At 61.6% G+C, this 17,783-nt stretch carries 19 protein-coding genes; 10 read left to right on the top strand and 9 right to left on the bottom strand.

The genetic code is table 11. From position 1 onward, the window contains the following. Window positions 1-27: 27 nt before the first annotated feature. Window positions 28-933 (bottom strand): 30S ribosomal protein S6--L-glutamate ligase, encoded by a 906-nt coding sequence (gene rimK, locus AD664_RS19520; protein WP_042729421.1) that lies wholly within the window; start codon window positions 931-933, stop codon window positions 28-30. Further along, window positions 930-1,394, bottom strand: a complete 465-nt coding sequence (locus AD664_RS19515; protein WP_172679747.1) for an ATP-dependent zinc protease — start codon at window positions 1,392-1,394, stop codon at window positions 930-932. The genes rimK and AD664_RS19515 overlap by 4 nt, the downstream gene beginning before the upstream one ends. 244 nt (window positions 1,395-1,638) lie before the next feature. Between AD664_RS19515 and AD664_RS19510 the strand changes: the two genes are divergently transcribed. From AD664_RS19510 to AD664_RS19500, 3 genes are all read left to right on the top strand, one after another. Beyond that, window positions 1,639-2,043, top strand: coding sequence for an RNA-binding S4 domain-containing protein (locus AD664_RS19510; RefSeq protein ID WP_053148787.1), 405 nt, complete (start codon window positions 1,639-1,641; stop codon window positions 2,041-2,043). A gap of 196 nt (window positions 2,044-2,239) precedes the next feature. Then, window positions 2,240-3,142: an Hsp33 family molecular chaperone HslO gene (hslO, locus tag AD664_RS19505; protein WP_042729424.1), complete on the top strand. Its 903-nt coding sequence runs from the start codon at window positions 2,240-2,242 to the stop codon at window positions 3,140-3,142. A 178-nt stretch (window positions 3,143-3,320) separates the two neighbouring features. Then, window positions 3,321-4,865 carry a phosphoenolpyruvate carboxykinase gene (locus AD664_RS19500; protein WP_053148785.1) on the top strand — a complete coding sequence of 515 codons (1,545 nt, stop codon included), beginning with the start codon at window positions 3,321-3,323 and terminating at the stop codon, window positions 4,863-4,865. Between the two features lie 178 nt (window positions 4,866-5,043). On the opposite strand, the gene AD664_RS27945 is transcribed toward AD664_RS19500, so the two are convergent. Continuing rightward, window positions 5,044-5,172 carry a hypothetical protein gene (locus AD664_RS27945; RefSeq protein WP_256207111.1) on the bottom strand — a complete coding sequence of 43 codons (129 nt, stop codon included), beginning with the start codon at window positions 5,170-5,172 and terminating at the stop codon, window positions 5,044-5,046. A gap of 82 nt (window positions 5,173-5,254) precedes the next feature. Further along, window positions 5,255-6,319, bottom strand: a complete 1,065-nt coding sequence (locus tag AD664_RS19495; RefSeq protein ID WP_053148783.1) for a S8 family peptidase — start codon at window positions 6,317-6,319, stop codon at window positions 5,255-5,257. Between the two features lie 374 nt (window positions 6,320-6,693). On the opposite strand from AD664_RS19495, the gene AD664_RS19490 reads away from it, so the two are divergent. The 4 genes from AD664_RS19490 (at window position 6,694) to AD664_RS19475 (ending at window position 9,962) form a co-directional block, all read left to right on the top strand. Beyond that, window positions 6,694-7,908: a colicin E3/pyocin S6 family cytotoxin gene (locus AD664_RS19490; protein ID WP_053148781.1), complete on the top strand. Its 1,215-nt coding sequence runs from the start codon at window positions 6,694-6,696 to the stop codon at window positions 7,906-7,908. Then, window positions 7,905-8,141, top strand: a complete 237-nt coding sequence (locus AD664_RS19485) for a hypothetical protein (protein ID WP_042729427.1) — start codon at window positions 7,905-7,907, stop codon at window positions 8,139-8,141. The genes AD664_RS19490 and AD664_RS19485 overlap by 4 nt, the downstream gene beginning before the upstream one ends. 130 nt (window positions 8,142-8,271) lie before the next feature. Then, entirely contained in the window at window positions 8,272-9,498 is a 1,227-nt protein-coding gene (locus AD664_RS19480) for a 3-hydroxyacyl-CoA dehydrogenase (RefSeq protein WP_053148778.1), read from the top strand. 44 nt (window positions 9,499-9,542) lie between these two features. Then, window positions 9,543-9,962, top strand: a complete 420-nt coding sequence (locus AD664_RS19475; RefSeq protein ID WP_053148776.1) for a thioesterase family protein — start codon at window positions 9,543-9,545, stop codon at window positions 9,960-9,962. Window positions 9,963-10,042: 80 nt separating this feature from the next. Here AD664_RS19475 and AD664_RS19470 read toward each other — a convergent pair whose 3' ends face one another. The 4 genes from AD664_RS19470 to AD664_RS19455 all read right to left on the bottom strand — a co-directional run bounded on the left by AD664_RS19470 (window position 10,043) and on the right by AD664_RS19455 (window position 14,928). After that, window positions 10,043-10,519, bottom strand: a complete 477-nt coding sequence (locus AD664_RS19470; protein WP_042729430.1) for a glycine zipper domain-containing protein — start codon at window positions 10,517-10,519, stop codon at window positions 10,043-10,045. 244 nt (window positions 10,520-10,763) lie between these two features. After that, window positions 10,764-13,112 carry an FdhF/YdeP family oxidoreductase gene (locus AD664_RS19465; protein WP_053148773.1) on the bottom strand — a complete coding sequence of 783 codons (2,349 nt, stop codon included), beginning with the start codon at window positions 13,110-13,112 and terminating at the stop codon, window positions 10,764-10,766. Next, window positions 13,109-13,948, bottom strand: coding sequence for a formate dehydrogenase accessory sulfurtransferase FdhD (fdhD, locus tag AD664_RS19460; protein ID WP_053148771.1), 840 nt, complete (start codon window positions 13,946-13,948; stop codon window positions 13,109-13,111). Before fdhD ends, AD664_RS19465 begins: the two co-directional genes overlap by 4 nt. Window positions 13,949-14,040: 92 nt before the next feature. Further along, complete coding sequence (locus AD664_RS19455; RefSeq protein ID WP_042729433.1) at window positions 14,041-14,928, bottom strand: LysR family transcriptional regulator; 888 nt, start codon at window positions 14,926-14,928, stop codon at window positions 14,041-14,043. A 133-nt stretch (window positions 14,929-15,061) separates the two neighbouring features. Here AD664_RS19455 and lysM point away from each other — a divergent pair, with 133 nt between their 5' ends. Continuing rightward, window positions 15,062-15,502, top strand: a complete 441-nt coding sequence (lysM, locus tag AD664_RS19450) for a peptidoglycan-binding protein LysM (protein ID WP_047736200.1) — start codon at window positions 15,062-15,064, stop codon at window positions 15,500-15,502. A gap of 126 nt (window positions 15,503-15,628) precedes the next feature. Here lysM and yrfG read toward each other — a convergent pair whose 3' ends face one another. Continuing rightward, a complete protein-coding gene (yrfG, locus tag AD664_RS19445) occupies window positions 15,629-16,291 on the bottom strand; it encodes a GMP/IMP nucleotidase (RefSeq protein ID WP_042729435.1) in 663 nt (220 codons plus the stop codon). An 88-nt stretch (window positions 16,292-16,379) separates the two neighbouring features. Here yrfG and nudE point away from each other — a divergent pair, with 88 nt between their 5' ends. Both nudE and cysQ read left to right on the top strand, forming a co-directional pair. Then, window positions 16,380-16,946, top strand: a complete 567-nt coding sequence (nudE, locus tag AD664_RS19440) for an ADP compounds hydrolase NudE (RefSeq protein ID WP_053148767.1) — start codon at window positions 16,380-16,382, stop codon at window positions 16,944-16,946. After that, a complete protein-coding gene (gene cysQ, locus AD664_RS19435; protein WP_053148764.1) occupies window positions 16,943-17,770 on the top strand; it encodes a 3'(2'),5'-bisphosphate nucleotidase CysQ in 828 nt (275 codons plus the stop codon). Before nudE ends, cysQ begins: the two co-directional genes overlap by 4 nt. Window positions 17,771-17,783 lie beyond the last annotated feature (13 nt).

The following is a 17,783-nucleotide window of genomic DNA, read 5'->3' as shown; positions in this document are numbered from 1 at the left end:
GCCTCTGCTTGAAGCTCGCAACTGCTCCTAGCCCTTGCCCTTGGTGCGGGTCATGTTCGGCCCGCCATTCTTTTCCAGATGCTCGATGATGATGCCGGCCACGTTCTTGCCCGTGGTCGTCTCGATCCCTTCCAGGCCCGGCGAGGAATTGACCTCCATCACCAGCGGCCCGTGATTGGAGCGCAGGATGTCCACGCCCGCGACAGCCAGGCCCATGACCTTGGCGGCGCGCAGGGCGGTCATGCGTTCTTCCGGGGTGATCTTGATCAGGCTCGCGCTGCCGCCGCGATGCAGGTTGGAGCGGAACTCCCCGGGCCTGGCCTGGCGCTTCATCGAGGCGATCACCTTGTCGCCGACCACGAAGCAGCGAATGTCCGCGCCGCCGGCTTCCTTGATGTACTCCTGCACCATGATGTTCTGCTTCAGGCCCATGAACGCCTCGATCACCGACTCCGCCGCCGTTGCGGTTTCACACAGCACCACGCCGATGCCCTGGGTGCCTTCCAGCACCTTGATCACCAGCGGCGCACCGTTGACCATCGCGATCAGGTCGGGAATGTCGTCGGGGGAGTGGGCAAAGCCGGTCACCGGCAAGCCGATACCGCGCCGTGACAGCAGTTGCAGCGAGCGCAACTTGTCGCGGGAACGGGCGATGGCCACGGATTCATTCAGGGGATACACCCCCATCATTTCGAACTGGCGCAACACCGCGCAGCCATAGAAGGTCACCGAGGCACCGATGCGCGGGATCACCGCATCGAAGCCTTCCAGCGGCTTGCCGCGGTAATGGATCTGCGGCTTGTGGCTGGCGATGTTCATGTAGGCGCGCAGGGTGTCGATCACCACCATTTCATGGCCACGTTCGGTGCCGGCTTCAACCAGGCGGCGAGTGGAATACAGACGCGGATTACGCGACAGCACAGCGATCTTCATGCAACACCTGTGGCAGAGGTAGTGGACACCGGGAATGCCGGCTTGTCTTGAACGTATTTGGTACCTGGATTGACCACCAACTGGCCGTCGATCAAGGCTTTGGAACCCAGCAGCAGGCGATAGCGCATGGATTTGCGGCAGGCCAGGGTGAACTCGACCCGCCAGACCCGATCACCCAGCGCCAACGTGGTGCTGATCACGTAGCGGACCTGGGCGTGGCCGTTGGAACTCTTGATGGTCTTGCGCGCTACCAGCGGGGCTTCGCAGCGGCGATGGCGCAACTGCACCACCGTGCCGAGGTGTGCGGTGAAACGCACCCACTTCTCGCCATCGCGCTCGAACGGTTCGATGTCCGTGGCGTGCAGGCTGGAGGTGCTGGCACCGGTGTCGATTTTTGCCCGCAGGCCCGCGACTCCCAGATCCGGGAGCGCAACCCACTCGCGCAGACCGACGACGGTCAAATGGTCAAAAGTCTTCAATAAAACAACCTGCGATCAGTACATCGAATCGTGGACTCCGCGAATCGCGGTATTCACGCAGAATAATCACAAAATGGCGACAGTTATCTACCCGCCTGCGCGCTCACCGATTTATACATCCAGTCCGATGGAGCGGCCTGGCGGCATTCTATCCGTCGGGCCGGATTCGTGCGCCCGTCAAAAACGGTAGTACAGTTCTGACCATTGGCAGTGGAGAGGAATTGCAGTGGCACAAAAAAAGGAAGAGGACGACAAGGTCCGTCTCGATAAATGGTTGTGGGCAGCGCGTTTCTACAAGACGCGCGCGCTCGCCAAGGCCGCCATCGAAAGCGGCAAGGTCCATCACCGCGGAGAGCGTTGCAAGCCGGGCAAGGAACCGCGTGTCGGCGATGAATTTGTCGTTCGCACCGGTTTCGATGAGAAAACCGTGGTGGTCGAAGCCCTGTCGATCGTGCGTCGCGGGGCGCCGGAGGCCCAGGCGCTGTATCACGAAACCGAAGCGAGCATCGCCAAGCGCGAAGCCGCGGCTGCGCAACGCAAGGCGGGGGCCCTGGGTGTCAGCACCGATGGCAAGCCAAGCAAGAAGCAGCGTCGAGACCTGTTCAAGTTTCGGGGCGACAATAGCGAGTAAGCACTGGGGGGGTTGCCAATCAGTGATGCGAATGGAGTGCAGATTGTGGAGCGGGAGCAAGCTTCCTCGCCACGATGCTTATCAGCGATTGCGCCGACCTCTTCCCGTCAGCCAGGTCCTCACCTTGCTTGGAACCCACCCTGATTGCCCATAAAATGCCTGCCATCCATTGTCATCACCTCAGATACCAGACTCTATGACTGATTTACCGGACACCGATTACACCCAACGTTTCATCTTCGATGACAGCGACGCCCGCGGCGAGCTGGTGGCGTTGGAGCGTAGCTACGCCGAAGTCCTTGCCAAGCACCCCTATCCAGAGCCGGTCGCGCAACTGCTCGGCGAACTGATGGCAGCGGCGGCGTTGCTGGTCGGCACCCTGAAGTTCGATGGCCTGCTGATTCTCCAGGCCCGCTCCGAAGGCCCCGTGCCGCTGCTGATGATCGAGTGTTCCAGTGAACGCGAGATCCGCGGCCTGGCGCGCTATGACGCCGAGCAGATCGCGCCCGACGCGACCCTGGCCGACCTGATGCCCAATGGCGTGCTGGCCCTCACGGTCGATCCGACCCAGGGCAAGCGCTACCAAGGTATTGTCGATCTCGACGGCGCGACCCTGGCCGAATGCTTCACCAACTACTTCGTCATGTCCCAGCAGACCAACACCCGTTTCTGGTTGTACGCCGACGGGCGGCGTGCCCGCGGCCTGCTGCTGCAACAATTGCCTGCCGACCGTATTCGTGACCCCGAGGAACGCGACGCCAGCTGGCAGCACATCACCGCGCTGGCCAGCACCTTGAGCGCCGATGAACTGCTCGGGCTGGACAACGAAACCGTGCTCCATCGCCTTTACCACGAAGAGGCCGTGCGCCTGTTCGACGGCCAGCCGTTGCGCTTCCAATGCAGTTGCTCCCGTGAACGTTCCGGCAATGCGCTGGTCAGTCTGGGTCTGGAAGATGCGCAGCAGTTGGTGATCGAGCACGGTGGCGCCATCGAAATCGATTGCCAATTCTGCAACGAGCGCTACCTGTTCGACGCGGCGGACATTGCTCAATTGTTCGCCGGTGCGGGTGTCGACACACCGTCAGATACTCGTCACTAAAACGGTTCAGCGCAGGTAAATCTCCTGGCAAACGCCGGATTTACGCCGTACTGACGGGAGGGCCCTACTCTTTTTGGGCATTTCTGGCATAATCCGGCCCACTTTTTTCGGGTAGTAGTGCGCGACTTCCTACTACAAAACGTTTGGAGCACTCGGCCACGGGCCGACGGGGAATCTCATGACGCAAGCCAATAACGCCGTGTACACCGATCTGAGTGTCGATGAACTGGTCAAAGAAGCCCTGAATCGCGGTGAAGGCGAGCTTGCCGATACCGGCGCACTGGTTGTTCGTACCGGTCATCGTACCGGCCGTTCGCCAGTCGACCGTTTCATTGTTGAAGAGCCAACCACCCAGGACGCCATTGCCTGGGGGCCGATCAACCGCAAGTTCCCGGCCGACAAGTTCGATGCCCTGTGGAACCGTGTCGAGGCCTACCTGGGCGAGCGCGAGCGTTTTGTCTCCCATGTGCATGTAGGTTCCGATCCTGCGCACTACCTGCCGGTCAAGATGACCACCGAGACCGCCTGGCACAACCTGTTCGGCCGTTGCCTGTTCATCAACCCCGAGCAGTACAACGCCGGTGGCAAGGATGAGTGGCAGATCCTCAACGCGCCCAACTTCGTCTGCGAGCCTGAGCGCGACGGCACCAACTCCGATGGCACCGTGATCATCAATTTCGCGGCCAAGAAAGTGCTGATCGCCGGCATGCGCTACGCCGGTGAAATGAAAAAAGCCCTGTTCTCCGTACAGAACTTCCTGCTGCCGGCCGCTGACGTGCTGCCGATGCACTGCGCCGCCAACATGGGCGAAGAGGGCGATGTGACCCTGTTCTTCGGCCTGTCGGGCACCGGCAAGACCACCCTTTCCGCCGACGAAAGCCGTTACCTGATTGGCGACGACGAGCACGGCTGGGGTGTGGGCGTGGTCTTCAACATCGAAGGCGGTTGCTATGCCAAGTGCATCGACCTGTCCGAGAAGAACGAGCCGGTGATCTGGAAAGCCATCCAGCACGGCGCCGTACTGGAAAACGTGGTCCTGGACCCGGTCACCAAGAAAGCCGACTACGCCGACGACAGCCTGACCCAGAACAGCCGTGCGGCCTACCCGCGTGAACTGATCGAAAAACGCGCACCGAAGAACCTCGGTGGCGAGCCAAACGCCGTGATCTTCCTGACCTGCGACCTGACCGGCGTACTGCCACCGGTGTCGATCCTCAGCGAAGAACAGGCCGCCTACCACTTCCTGTCCGGCTACACCGCACTGGTGGGCTCGACCGAAATGGGTTCGGGCAGCGGCATCAAGTCGACCTTCTCCACCTGCTTCGGCGCCCCGTTCTTCCCGCGCCCTGCCGGTGAATACGCGGAACTGCTGATCAAGCGCATCCGTGGCTTCGGCTCCAAGGTCTACCTGGTCAACACCGGCTGGACCGGCGGTGGCTACGGCGTTGGCAAGCGTTTCAACATCCCGACCACCCGTGCGGTGATCGCGGCCATCCAGAGCGGCGCGCTGATCGGTGCTGAAACCGAACACCTGGACATCATCAACCTGGACGTGCCGCTGGCGGTTCCAGGCGTCGAGACCGGCCTGCTGAACCCACGCAACACCTGGGCTGACAAGGCTGCCTACGACGAAGCGGCCAAGGCACTGGCCGGTCTGTTCACCGAGAACTTCAAGAAGTTCGACGTGAGCGACGCCATCAAGGCCGCTGGCCCGCAGCTGTAAGGCTCGGACAGCGATGAAAAAACCGCCTTTCGGGGCGGTTTTTTTATGGGGATGATTCGTTCGAGGGATGAAAGGCGGCGGCCATGGTTTCCTGCTCGCACCTGGACAGTCCCAGGGAAAACCGCTGCGATAAAGCCTTCACCGGCTTTCGAGCACCCTGGAAAAATTAATCGGACTGTCAGGATGTTGCAGGTCCAGCCCCTGGAGTTTCGATAGCCAGAATGGGCGGCTCTTCCGGGATTTCCATGCATCCGCCCAGCAGCAGGGACAGGATCAAGGTGGTGGATAAGGCGAGTTTGTACGACATGGTCATTTCCTTTTTCCCAAGTTGCGAGCCAAAGGCGTCTTGCCGTTGGCGGTTTCGGTGCAATGTGCTTCAGGGTTTTCCCTCAGTCCGTCATGTGTCCAGGCCGGCGTAACGAGGCTGCCTCAAGGTCCATCAACCCTCTGCCGTAGGCTTCGCTGTTGGCATAGATACCCGAGCGGTTGGCTGTCGCCAGGAGGTGTTCACGGACTTGTTGCGGGCTGAGTGTTGGATACAGGCTTTGTAGCGCCGCGAGCGCGCCACTGACTAAGGCGGCGGCCGGCGATGTGCCGGCGGTTTGCACGTAGCGACCATCCTTGCCTACGGTGAGCAGCCCGGCCTCTGCGCCTGTGTCGCCGCCGGGGACCGCGATGCACCAGGCGGCTGCAACGCCGCAATAGTTGGATTTTCCATTGATGGCGCTGCCGTCGTTTTTCAATGCAACGACCGCGATCCAACCCTTCTCCAATTCGGGAAGCGCCCGCGGCAAGCCAGGTTCGGCAAGGGGCTCACGCTTGAGTTCGTTACCCGTCGGGAAGATGAATACGGCACCGTCGGATACCAGTTTCCGGGCGACCGCCAAGGCGTCGGGCATCACCTGGTTGTAGCGCGCCTCAGTGATTTCGGTTGCCGGGATGGCATTGGCCCAGGAGTTGTTGAACAGGCGAGCACCTTTGTCGAATCCGCTTTGCCAGGAGTGGGCAATGTTGCTATCGAAGAAAAACGGCTCGTTGTCGTCGCCGAAGCGAAAGGGTACCAACCGGGCATTGAAGGCGATGCCATGCATGCCCTGGCCATCCTTGTTGGCGGCGAGGATGCCGGCCATTTGCGTGCCGTGGCCGACGCGGTCGAGCGTGCCGGGATGATTCTCGACATAATCGAATCCGGGGTCACTCAACCTGCCCTCGAACTCCTTCAGGTGGGTGTTGAGCCCCGAGTCGACCAGCGCCACCACGACGTCCTGGCCGGTGCCGCCGCGGGCGTATAAAGCCGAGGCCTTTACCACTGCCAAGCCTTGTTGGGCGAAATATTCCGGTGTTTCGAACGTGGTCGGCTCCGCGCCAGATCGTTCGGGAAGGGTCAGGCAACCGGCCAACAGCGAGGCCGACGCAAGCATAAGCGCGCGTAATGCGGTAGATGGATGTGGCATGGTTCAGTCCTTGAACAGAGTGCTGGGCGTCAAGCTTCCTGGCCTGACGCAACGCATGTAGACGGCGCACCTTAGCGCGCAAACGGAACGGGAGCGAAGCATCAGAATGCCCGAACTTGTAACGCCTCATGGCGAGGCCGAAGGCCCCCTCACGCGGTATCTCCAGTAGCGTTTCATCCCCCCGACCTATTCTCGACTCGCCGCTTTGTCCCGAAGGCTGAGGTATCACGGCCGTCAAATCGTTGTTCATTGCAATAAGGAGGAACGATCCCACAACAGTCTAGGAAGCGTCTGCTAAGCGTTTTTTCGGTTGCTCGGTAAGGTTCGTCACACCCTTTCAAATCCGGGTTGATACGGCCGGGCAAGGACGAACGATGAGTAAAGGAAAACCCGGTGAGCCCCAGGTCTGGGAGCGCCATGGTGGCGACTGGGGCTATAGGAGGCTGCGGGGTATGACCCCAGCCGAGCTGGCCAAGCGCGAAGTCGATCAACAACGCCACGACGCCATGCTCGGCAGACAGGACGCTTACATGAAGGCGCGTCTGGCCCAGCTGCACCAAGAGCACGCTTCCGCCACACGGGGCTGCGTATTCACCAAATCCTGCAAGTTGCCCGATGCGGTAATCGACTACTGCAATCCAACCGGCTACATCCCTACGGAGCTCGTGAAAGAGTACGGCACGGTGACGCTGCTGGGTGGGCGCCAGGTAGATGAGTCGGGGCGCGTACCGCTGAAAAGAATCACCGGTGCGTTGCCGGCCAGCTTCGGAACGTTCGCTTTGGGTGGAACGGCATTGAGCGCAATCGGTACAGGCACCAGTGCTGCTGTCGGCGCGATCTCCGCACCTGTGGCGGCCGGAGCGCTGCTGGGGCTGGTGGGCTTGTTGGCGCCTACCAGCCTGGGTGACGGCTCACTCTATACCGAAGATCAATTGCGCTCCCTGGAACAAGCTCGCACCCGTGTGCGCTTGCATATCGAAACCCGAGCCGACGGGACGCTGAAAGGATATGGCTACAACACCCAGGCACGACCTGACTGGGAAATGATTCCGGTGGTGACCTTCGAGGTTCGCGGCGACCTCTATGTCGCGGACTTTGGCGATGGGGTCGAATTGATCTGGACGCCAGCGCAGGATCCTTCGGCGACGCTGGGAATACCGGCCTTGGAGGCCGCTCCCCAGGCACCCCCTATCTGGGTCTTTCCACCGACTCCTGCGGCGGACAGCATTATCGTCAATCCGATTTATCCACCGGAGTACAAGGATTTCATTCTTGTGTTTCCGGTGGGTTCGGGGGTTTCGCCGCTTTACATTGTATTAAGTGTGCCTGGGGATCATGAATATTACCCCGCCCCAGATAAGTTGATCGCCTTTCCAGACGCACTGCGTGCGGCTCGCAAAACCCGGGTCAAGGGTGGTGGCGCGCTCAGAAAACGCTGGAAAACAGCTAAAGGAACCATTTTTGAATGGGACTCTCAACACGGTGCCGTCGAGATGTATAACAAACGGGGTCAGCATCTTGGTGAATATGATCCGATTTCTGGTGAGAAAACCAAACCCGCAGATAAAACCAGGAGCGTCGAGCCGTGATCTATACAGTTGAAGCTTTTGACAATGGAACGGGGTTTCTCGTTTTTGAAGAGACGCTACCAGAGGGTTATGACGAAACTCTAAAAAAGGTGATGGGTTGGACTGCCGATCAGCAAGGATGGGAGGGCTATGATCTAACGAGGTCGCAGCTTGAGGCTTTAGAAAATATATTGGGCAAAAGCATCTACGATCCTGCCTACATATTTCAAATCAGCTGTAGTGAGCAAAATTAGGAAGCCACGCAGCGCATGGTTGTGCCGCATCCATCCGCTGAATGCCCGCCATCACACGAATAAATTTCAAAAAAAGTCTCACGCTGACTAAGGTGAAGGCTGTCTTTGGATCGCCAACAAGAGAGCAAACATGAGCCAGACACCCTTCGATATTCAGCGCGCCGCCGTCGTCGGTGCAGGCACCATGGGGCGGGGCATTGTGATGTGCCTGGCCAATGCCGGAGTGGCGGTGCAGTGGGTCGACAACAATCCCCGGATGCTTGAGCAGGCTCTGGTCGCGGTGGCTGAGACCTACGCCCATGGCGTGCGCCAGGGACGTATCGACCAGGGCGAAGCCGATGCCCGGATCGCGCGGGTCACCCGCGCAGACGACTACGCGGCAATCCGCGACGTGGACCTGGTGATCGAGGCGGTGTACGAAAACCTTGAGCTCAAGCAAAGCATCTTCCGTGAGCTCGATAGCCAGCTCAAACCCGAGGCGATCCTGGCAAGCAACACGTCGGCGCTGGACATCGACGCCATCGCGGGCGTCACCGGCCGCCCCGGCCAAGTCCTGGGGCTGCACTTCTTCAGTCCGGCGCACATCATGAAACTGCTGGAAGTCGTTCGCGGTGCCCAAACGTCCAAGGCCGTGCTGGAGGCGGCGCTGGCGTTGGGCAAGCGCATGGGCAAGGTCAGCGTGGTCTCGGGCAATTGCCACGGTTTCATTGGTAACCGGATGCTCCACCCTTATGTGCTGGAGGCCCGCAAGATGCTGCTGGAGGGCGCATTCCCTCATCAAGTGGATGCGGCCTTGCAAGGCTTCGGCTTTGCCATGGGCCCGTTCCGCATGTATGACGTGGTCGGCATCGACCTGGAATGGCGGGCTCGCGAGTTGGCGGGCAAAGGTCAGGATGCGCCCGAGGTGCAAGTGGACAACCGCTTGTGCGAGCTGGGCCGGTTCGGCCAGAAAAGCGGCAACGGGTACTATCACTATGAACCTGGCAGCCGCCAGGCCGAACAGGATGTCGAGGTCGACGCTCTGGTGCAGGAGGTCAGCCAAGCACTGGGTTTCCAGCGTCGCGAGATCAGCCGCGAGGAGATCCTGGAGCGCTGCTTGCTGGCGTTGGTCAACGAAGGGGCGAAGATCCTGCAGGAAGGCATTGCCGCCTCGGCCCACGACATAGACCTGGTTTACCTCAACGGCTACGGCTTTCCCGCAGACAAGGGCGGGCCGATGGCCTGGGCGGACAGCCAAGGGCTTGAAGACATTCATGCTCGCCTGCTGGCGCTCGAGACGAGGCAAGGCGACCATTGGCAGCCTGCACGCCTGATTGGCGAGCTGGCCGTGCAGGGCAAGGGTTTTGCCCAGGGCTAGGCCGCCGCTCCCGTGGACCCTTCGACAATCGCAAAGGACACCTGATGCCGCAACGTAGCGAGTACCCGCATCTGCAAGCCATCACCACGCGCTGGCACGACAACGATGTGTACGGTCACGTCAACAACGTCACCTACTACAGCTTCTTCGACACGGCGGTGAACACCTACCTGATCGAAGTGGGTGGCCTGGATATCCATGAAGGGGACGTGGTGGGATTCGTGGTGAGTTCGGCCTGCGATTACTTTGCGTCGATCGCCTTTCCAGACCGGATCGAAATCGGCTTGCGGGTGGGCAAGCTGGGCAGCAGTTCCGTGCAGTATGAATTGGCGGTCTTCAAGGTGGGCGAGGAGGAGGCGTGTGCGGCGGGGCGCTTTGTCCACGTGTTCGTGGACCGGGCGTCGAATCGACCCGTGGCTATTCCAGACCGGTTGCGCGGGGCGATGGAGCGACTGGTGGTCTGAAACGAAAAATCGCAGCGTGCGATCAGGCGCTGGGGGAGCGCTGTGCAGGCTGCGATTTTTATCGCTGTAGCAATCAGCGATCAGTCGCGATAGTGGTGGCGATGCTTGCGATGCCCGTAGGCATGGCCGCGACCGGGGTGACCGTCACGGTAGTAGCGGCGATCTCCACGGCGCCCTTCATAGCGACGATCATCATCGTCGTCCTTGCCCATGTAGTTACCCAGCGCGCCGCCGGCGCCACCGCCCGCTGCCGCGCCGATCAGGCTGCCGGTGCTGCCGCCGACACTGCGACCAACCACGTTACCGCCGGCTGCGCCCAGTGCGCCGCCGATGGCTGCTTCGCCACGGCTGTGTTTGTCTGCGCCAACTGCACTACCACCCGCGCCGCCCAGGGCTGCGCCGATAGTGGAGCCGGTGTTGCCGCCCAGGGACTGGCCGACGACCGAACCCAAAACCCCGCCCAATGCGCCGCCAACGCCTGCTTCGGCAGTACCGCCAGCAGAAGCGATGCCACTGACCAGGCCAAGGGACAACAAGAGAATGGAGGAGAACTTCATAGAGGAGCCTCAAAGGGATGACGGCGCGATCCTGAGGCTGGCTTCGCTTGGTGACAATCGAAATCCGACGAGTAGCACGACTTGTGCACAATTCTCTAAGTTATTGTTTTTAGTGCGGAACTTAAGGTGTTTTGGCCGGTCTTTAGCTACTTCGGACAGGCCGTTTTCTTAGGAAAACGGCCTTTTTCGTGGGCGTTGGAAAATTCCCGTGGCGAGGTCGCAGGCGCCCTCGCCACCGGTATGATCAGGCCGATTTGGCCAGGATCAGGCCATTCTCGCTCGCCGCTTCCAGGCGGATCGCCACGAACTTCGACGTCGGCGTGTGGCTGTCGTCACCGGTGCTTTCCAGCGGCACCAGGGGGTTCACTTCCGGGTAATAGGCCGCGGCCTGCCCGGCAGGAATGTCGAACGCGAGCAGGGTGAAGCCCTTGACCCGACGCTCGCGGCCATCATCCCAGAGCGAGACGATATCGGCCTTCTGCCCTGGCTTGAAGCCCAGGCGAACGATGTCCGCCTCGTTGACGAACAACACGTCCCGCTGGCCCTTCACGCCACGATAACGGTCGTCGAGGCCGTAGATGGTGGTGTTGTACTGATCGTGGGAGCGCATCGATTGCATGATCAGGTCGGGCTGCTGGCCGGTGGAGCGAGTGCGTTCATGCACCAGGTCGGCCGGCAGCAGGTTGGGTTTGAAATTGGCCCGGCCCGAGGCGGTGTTCCAGCGACGCGCGCCGGCGCTGTTACCCAGGTAGAAACCACCGGGGTTCTGCAGCTTTTCGTTGAAGTCCTTGAAGCCCGGCACCGTGTCGGCGATCAGCTCGCGAATACGGTTGTAGTCGGCCGCCAGCCAGTTCCAGTCCACCGGACGGCTGCCTAGCGTGGCGGCGGCGATGCCGGCAATGATCCAGGGTTCGGAGCGCATCTGGTTGGACAGTGGCTGCAACTGGCCCTTGGAGGCGTGGACCATGCTGAAGGAATCCTCGACGGTGACCGCTTGCGCGCCTTCGGTTTGCAGGTCGATGTCGGTACGGCCCAGGCACGGCAGGATCAGCGCTTCCTTCCCGTGGGCCAGGTGGCTGCGGTTGAGCTTGGTGCTGATCTGCACGGTCAGGTCGCAGTTGGCCAGGGCCTCGAAGGTCCGATGGCTGTCCGGCGTGGCCTGGGCAAAGTTGCCGCCCAGGGCGATGAAGACTTTCGCCTCGCCACTGGCCATGGCGTGGATCGCCTCGACCACGTTGTGGCCGTACTCGCGGGGCACCTTGAACTGGAAGCGCCGCTCCAGCGCGTCGAGGAAGGCCGTCGGCGGGCGTTCGTTGATGCCCATGGTGCGGTCGCCCTGGACGTTGCTGTGGCCGCGTACCGGGCACAGGCCCGCGCCCGGACGGCCGATGTTGCCGCGCAGCATCATCAGGTTGGCGATTTCCTGGATGGTTGCCACCGAATGGCGATGCTGGGTGATCCCCATCGCCCAGCACATGATCACATTCTTGCTCTTGGCGTACATGCGCGCCGCTTGCTCGATGTCCGCCAGGGACAGGCCCGATTGCTCGACGATCTGTTCCCACGGTGTGTCATCGACCACGGCCAGGTAATCCAGCACGTTGACGCTGTGTTCATTGAGGAACGCGTGGTCGAACACCGCTGGAGCGCCAGCCTTCTGGGCGTCACGTTCCCATTGCAGCAGGAACTTCGCCATGCCGCGCAGGATCGCCATGTCGCCACCCAACGCCGGGCGGAAATAGGCAGTGTTGGTCGGCTTGTCGCCGTTGGTGAGCATTTCGAACGGGTGCTGCGGATGCTGGAAACGCTCCAGGCCGCGCTCCTTGAGCGGGTTGATGCACACCACCTGGGCGCCGCGCTTCACGGCTTCGCGCAGCGGTTCGAGCATCCGTGGGTGGTTGGTGCCGGGGTTCTGGCCCCAGACGAAAATGGCGTCGGCGTGCTCGAAGTCGTCGAAGGTCACCGTGCCCTTGCCCACGCCTACACTCTGGGACAGCGCCACGCCGCTGGCTTCGTGGCACATGTTCGAGCAGTCGGGGAAGTTGTTGGTGCCGTAGGCGCGGACGAACAATTGATACAGATAGGCCGCTTCGTTGCTTGCCCGGCCCGATGTATAGAACTCGGCCTGGTTCGGGTTGGAAAGCCCTTGCAGGTGCTTGCCGATCAGGGCGAACGCCGCTTCCCAGCCGATGGGCGTGTAGCGATCGGTCTCGGCGTCGTAGCGCATCGGCTCGGTCAGGCGGCCTTGGTATTCGAGCCAGTAGTCACTTTGCTCCAACAGCGAGGTCACGCTGTGCTTGGCGAAGAACGCCGCATCGACGCGGCGCTTGGTGGCTTCCCAGTTCACCGCCTTGGCACCGTTCTCGCAAAACTTGACCATGCCGCTTTCCGGCGAGTCACCCCAGGCGCAGCCCGGGCAGTCGAAACCGCCGTTCTGGTTGGTCTTGAGCATCATGCGGATGTTTTTCAGCGCGTTATCGCTGGTCAACCAGGCTTGGGCGACGCTGATCAGCGCGCCCCAACCACCGGCTGGGCCCTTGTAGGGCTTGTAGCGCGGAACGGGTTTCTGGTCGGCTTGTTGATGATTGCTCACGCGTGATTCTCCATCGCAGGGCTGTAGACCCGCGGCGCACTTTTTTGCGGCAGGTGGATAAGGTTGAGGTTGTGTTGACGGGCCCATTGCACGGCAAGGCCGGTGGGCGACGACAGGCTGACCAGGGTCTGGATGCCGGCACGCAGCACTTTCTGGATCAGTTCGAGGCTGCAACGGCTGGTGACGATCGCCACGCCACCGGTGACCTGGATCCGTTGCCGGACCAACGCACCGATCAGCTTGTCGAGGGCGTTGTGCCGGCCAATGTCTTCACGGCCCAGCAACAGTTCGCCCTGGGCGTTCATGAACAGCGCGGCATGCACCGCACCGCAGTATTGGCCCAATGGCTGGAACTGGCCGATGCGCTGACGCAGGCCTTCGAGCCATTGCGCGGGCGGCAACGCGGCGCCGGGCAAGACCTTGAGGTTCGGCAGCGCCTGTTCCAGCGCTTCCACGCCGCATAATCCGCAGCCGCTGGTGCCCGCCAACTGCCGGCGTTGCTGCTTGAGGTTCCAGAACGCGCGGTTGGCGATGGTCACCTGGGCAGACTGGGCCGAACCACTGCCGCTCAGTTGCAGGTCGTAGATGTCGGATGCGTCTTCGATGATGCCGCTGCCCAGGCTGAAACCGACGATGAAGTCTTCCAGGTCGGTGGGGGTGACCAGCATCACGGCCTGGCTGATGCCGTTATAGGCGATCGCCAACGCCACTTCCTCGGCCAGCGCGGCGCTGTCGGCTTGGGAGTGGTCCAGGTTGACGTATTGATAGCTCTGGCTCGCGGTGGGCACGGGTGCTTGCACCGCGGGCACCGGGCAGGCCGGAGGCTTGGTTTTCATGACATCACCGATGTGTGGAATAGTGACAAGACTAAATGCGGCAATCTGCCACGTCTAATCGCTATTACTGATCTATCAATAGATGACGTCGATCAAGAAGCTGTCGCTGATTTCTGATAGAGCGCGAAACAGGCTTCCGCCAGCGCCGAGCGGGGTGCGCCACGCCGCATGATCATCCCCAGCGGCACCAGGGTGTGCGCGCTGTCGATGGGTTGGATGCGCAAGTCTTCGGTGAGGACGTCCAGGCCACTGTCCAGCGGCATCACCGCGCAACACAGCCCGCCGTGCACCGCTTGCAACAATTGATGCACGGCGTCGGTTTGCAGCAGCGGTTGCGGCGTGAGGCCCCGGCTGTGGAAGTGATAGTCGATGGACTGGCGAAAATGCATGCCGCTGGTGAGCATGCCCAACGGCAGTTCAATCAACGCTTGCCAGCTCAGCGCTTGTTCGCCGAAGAAGAAATACCGCTGGTCATACAGCAGGCCCATGCGGGTCTGGCTGAAGGGCAGGGCTTCGAAGCGTTCGTTGTCCAGGCGTTCCAGGTAGGAAATGCCCAGGTCGATGCGGTTGTTCGCCAGTTGTTCGAGGATTTGTTCGGAGCTCAGGGACGACAATTCGAAACGCAGGTTGGGGTGCTCGTCGTGCAGGCGCTGCATCATCGACAGCGGGTCGAAGTCCGACAACGGCACCACGCCCAGGCGCAGCGTACCCGCCAGGTTGCCGCGACAGGCCGCCGCCTCCGCCAGCAGGCCGTCATGGGCGGCCAGCACCGTGCGCGCCCAGGCCAGCACGCGCTCTCCCGGGGCGGTGAAGCCTTCGAAGCGCTGGCCGCGGTTGACCAGTGGCAGGCCGAGTTCCTCCTCGAGGCTGCGCAGGCGCATCGACAGGGTGGGCTGGGTGATGTGGCAGCGGGCGGCGGCTTGGCCGAAATGACGGGTTTCATCCAGGGCGATGAGAAATTTCAGCTGCTTGATGTCCATCTTCGCTCCAGCGCGCGGGAAGATTCGGATTCTAGCGCTTGTGCGTGACGGGGTCATTGGTCGGCTTGGCGTCGGGTTCGCCTGGCTTGGTCTAGTCTTTGGCGTCTGGATACCTAATCAAGGAGCGTATGCCATGAGTCTTTTTAGCTTTGTGAAGGAAGCAGGTGAAAAGCTGATCGACCTGCTGACGCCCGGCAATGCTGATGCGAGCGAGCAGTTGAAAGAACACATCAACAAGGTCGGTCTCGGTAATCCGAATGTGCATGCCACCATCGAGGGCGACACCGTCACCGTCACCGGTGAAGTGGCAAGCCAGGAAGAGAAGGAAAAGATCTTGTTGGCGGTGGGCAATATTGCCGGTGTCGGCAGCGTCGACGACCAGATCACCGTCACCGGTCCGGTGGCCCAGGCGGCACGTTTCGTCACGGTGAAAAAAGGTGACACCCTCAGTGCGATCGCCAAGGCCGAGTACGGGGATGCGAACAAGTACAACAAGATCTTCGAAGCCAACAAACCGCTGCTGTCGCACCCGGACAAGATCTATCCGGGGCAGGTGTTGCGTATACCTGAGTAACCGATACCTGTGGCAAGGGAGCTTGCTCCCGCTCGGCTGCGTAGCAGTCGCATTTTCGGGGAGCGCTGCGCACTGGAGCGCCAGCCCGGTCCAGCGGGAGCAAGCGCCCTCGCCACATTGATCGCGTCAGAGCCCTTCGATGAGCGTTCGGTAATCCACCAACGCCGCGAATTCACCCGTGTCCTTCGGCCCTTTGCGGCTGTCCGGTTCGCTGACGGCCAGCAGGTGCGCCACGCCGAAATCCCGGGCGCTTCGTAGCACCGGCAAGGTGTCGTCGATGAACAGGCTGCGGGCCGGGTCGAAATTCAGGTCGGCTTGCAAGGCGTCCCAGAATTGCCGGTTTTCCTTGGGGAAGCCGTAGTCGTGGGAGCTGATCAGGCGCTCGAAGTAGGGCGCCAACTCGATGCGTTCCAGCTTCAGGGACAGCGAATCGCGGTGGGCATTGGTGATCATCACCACCCGCTTGCCCGCCTGCTTGATGGCCGCCAGGAAGGTATCGGCGTCCGGACGCAAGGCTATAAGGTGAGCGGTTTCCAGTTTCAATTCGCGCACCGGCAGTTTCAGCTCGGTGCTCCAGAAATCCAGGCAATACCACTGCAACTGGCCAGCGTTGCGCTCGAACAGCGGTTGCAGCTCCATCTCGGCCATCGCCCGGCTCACGCCGTGCAGTTCGGCGTAGCGTTGGGGCAGGTGTTCCATCCAGAAATGGTTGTCGTAATGCAGGTCCAGCAAGGTGCCGTCCATGTCCAGCAGCACCGTGTCGATCTCGTGCCAGGGCAGCAAGGCCATAAAACTTCTCCAGCGGTAATCGGATATCCGACACAAACAATCAGAATAGGCCGGGTATAGTAGCCCGCTATCGCCCAGGGAGCCGTATATGCGCCAGAAACCCACCATACTCGATCGCCGCATCGTCGCCACCAGCCGTCTGTTCTGTGTGGAAGAGCTGAGGCTGCGTTTTTCCAACGGCGTGGAGCGCACTTACGAACGCCTGGCGAGCAAGGGTGCGGGTTACGGCGCGGTGATGATCGTGGCGATGCTCGACGCCGACCATGCGGTGCTGGTGGAAGAGTATTGCGGTGGCACCGATGCCTACGAGCTGTCCCTGCCCAAGGGCTTGATCGAGCCAGGTGAAGACGTGCTGGCGGCGGCCGAGCGTGAGCTCAAGGAAGAGGCCGGTTTCGGCGCGCGTCAGTTGGAACACCTGACCGAACTGTCGCTGTCGCCCGGCTACATGAGCCAGAAGATCCAGGTGGTGTTGGCGACCGACCTGTACGAAGAGCGGCTGGAGGGCGATGAGCCCGAGCCGATGCGCGTGGACAAGGTCAATCTGCATGAACTCTCGGCCTTGGCGCAAAACCCGCAATTCACCGAGGGGCGTGCCCTGGCGGCGCTATACCTGGCCCGTGACCTGCTGACCCAACGCGGAGCCTTTTTCTCATGAATTTCCCTCATCCCCTGATGGCCCCCGTGGTGGCGCTGGCGCTCAAGGCCGGCGAGGCGATCCTGCCGTTCTGGCGCGCTGACGTGCAAAACACCCAGAAGGCCGACGAGTCGCCGGTGACCGCCGCCGACATGGCTGCCCACGATGTGATCGTCGCCGGGCTGGCGGCGTTGGCCCCGGACATTGCGATCCTGTCCGAGGAGGACGCCAATATCGCCCAGGACGTGCGCGCCGGTTGGCAGCGCTGGTGGCTGGTGGACCCGCTGGATGGCACCAAGGAATTCATTTCCGGCAGCGAGGAGTTCACCGTCAACATCGCCCTGATTGAACAAGGGCGTGTGGTGTTTGGCGTGGTGTCGATGCCCACCACTGGCCGCTACTACGCAGGTGGCGCGAGCCTCGGGGCCTGGCGCGGCGACAAGGGCGGTGACCCCGTGCCTGTCGCGGTGCGCAACTCGCTGGCGCCGGGCGAGGCCTTTACCGTGGTCGCCAGTCGTCGCCATAGCAGCCCGGAGCAGGAGCGCCTGTTGCAAGGCCTGAGTGCCAGCCTGGGTGAGTTGCAACTGACCAGCATCGGCAGTTCGTTGAAGTTTTGCCTGGTGGCCGAAGGCGCGGCGGATTGCTATCCACGCCTGGCGCCGACGTCCCAATGGGACACCGCCGCCGCCCAGGGTGTGCTGGAAGGGGCCGGTGGCGAGGTGCTGGACCTGAGTGGCGAGCCGTTCTGTTACCCACCGCGGGAGTCGCTGCTCAATGCATCGTTCCTGGCGTTGCCGGCGAAGGCGGCCTGGCGGGCTAAATTGTTGGAGTTGGCGCGTTCCTAAGTGACCGTGGCGA

It is taken from the genome of Pseudomonas sp. P97.38 (genome assembly GCF_001269745.1).
GTDB lineage: Bacteria > Pseudomonadota > Gammaproteobacteria > Pseudomonadales > Pseudomonadaceae > Aquipseudomonas > Aquipseudomonas chlororaphis_E.
The sequence above is the reverse complement of the archived record's forward strand: the minus strand, read 5'-3'. Positions and strand labels throughout refer to the sequence as shown.